Source organism: Teichococcus wenyumeiae, assembly GCF_003696345.1.
GTDB classification, from domain to species: Bacteria; Pseudomonadota; Alphaproteobacteria; order Acetobacterales; family Acetobacteraceae; genus Pseudoroseomonas; species Pseudoroseomonas wenyumeiae.
This window is the reverse complement of the sequence record NZ_RFLX01000157.1, coordinates 1-1,162: the sequence shown is the minus strand read 5'-3', so window position 1 is coordinate 1,162 and position 1,162 is coordinate 1. Positions and strand designations below refer to the sequence as shown.

1 protein-coding gene is annotated in these 1,162 nt (G+C 70.0%); it reads right to left on the bottom strand.

The window, feature by feature from the left end; genetic code table 11:
* Positions 1-20: 20 nt before the first annotated feature.
* Positions 21-1,162, bottom strand: a 1,142-nt coding sequence (gene tnpC / locus EBE87_RS28345; protein ID WP_120641201.1) for an IS66 family transposase, incomplete at its 5' end; no start/stop codon positions are given.

Genomic DNA, 1,162 nt, shown 5'->3' with positions numbered 1-1,162 from the left:
GTAAGCGCTGCCTGGAGGCCCTACGCTGCAGCGCTTGACGGTTGATCGTCGGCTTTGGTCCAGCACCACGGCATAAGTTCGTCGATGCGGCTGTTGGGCCAGCCGTTGACGAGCCGGGTCAGCAGGTCGGTGAAGTAGCGCTGCGGATCGACGTTGTTGAGCTTGCAGGCCTCCACCAGAGAGGCAATGGCGGCCCAGCGGGCGCCACCATCGTCGCCGCTGGCGAACAACGCGTTCTTGCGGCTGAGGCAGATGGGACGGATGGCCCGCTCCACGACATTGGTGTCGGTCTCGATGCGGCCATCGTTGAGGAACTGCTCCAGTCCCTTTTGGTGGTTCAGCGCATAGCGGATCGCCTCCGCCGTCGGGCTGCTCCGCGGCAGGCGCGCGAGCTGAGCTCCGAGCCAGGTGAACAGCTCCGCCACCAGTGGCCGACTGCAGGCCTGGCGCACCGGCAGGCGCTCCATGGCAGGGCGGCTGCGAATCTCCGTCTCGATGGCGTAGAGGGCGGCGATCCGCTGCAGGGCCCCTGCAGCGATCGGTGCCGCGCCGCCTTTGGTCAGGTCGAAGAACCCGCGCCGCACATGCGCCCAGCAGAACGCCAGAGTTACATCTCCGGCCAGCGCCTTGTAGGCGGCGTAGCCATCGCATTGGACAATGCCGCAGTAGCCCTGCAGCAGCGCCTTAGCGTGCTCCTGCCCGCGGCCGGGCGCGTAGCGGAACACCACGGCCGGGGGATCCGTGCCGCCCCCAGGGCCGGTCGTCGCGCGCCAGGGCCCAGCATACCCCTTCTTCACCTTGCCACGTCCCGGGTCGAGCACCGGCAGGGTGGTCTCGTCGGCGAACAGCCGGGGCGAGGCAAGCAGGATCTCGCGCAGGCGGCGCACCACCGGCCGGATCTCCAGGGCGGCAGTTCCGAGCCAGTCGGCCAGCACCTCCCGCCCCAGCGTCAGCCCTTGTCGCGCCCGTATCTGCGCCTGGCGGTACAGCGGCAGGTGGTCGGCATAGCGGGCCACCAGCACCTGGGCGACGGTGGCCTCGGTCGGCAGCCCGCCCGGCACCAGCCGCTCTGGAGCGGACGCCTGCAGCACCACGCCAGGACAGGCGCGGCAGGCCAGCTTGGGCCGCCTGGTGACCAGCACCCGGAACTGCGCTGGCAGCA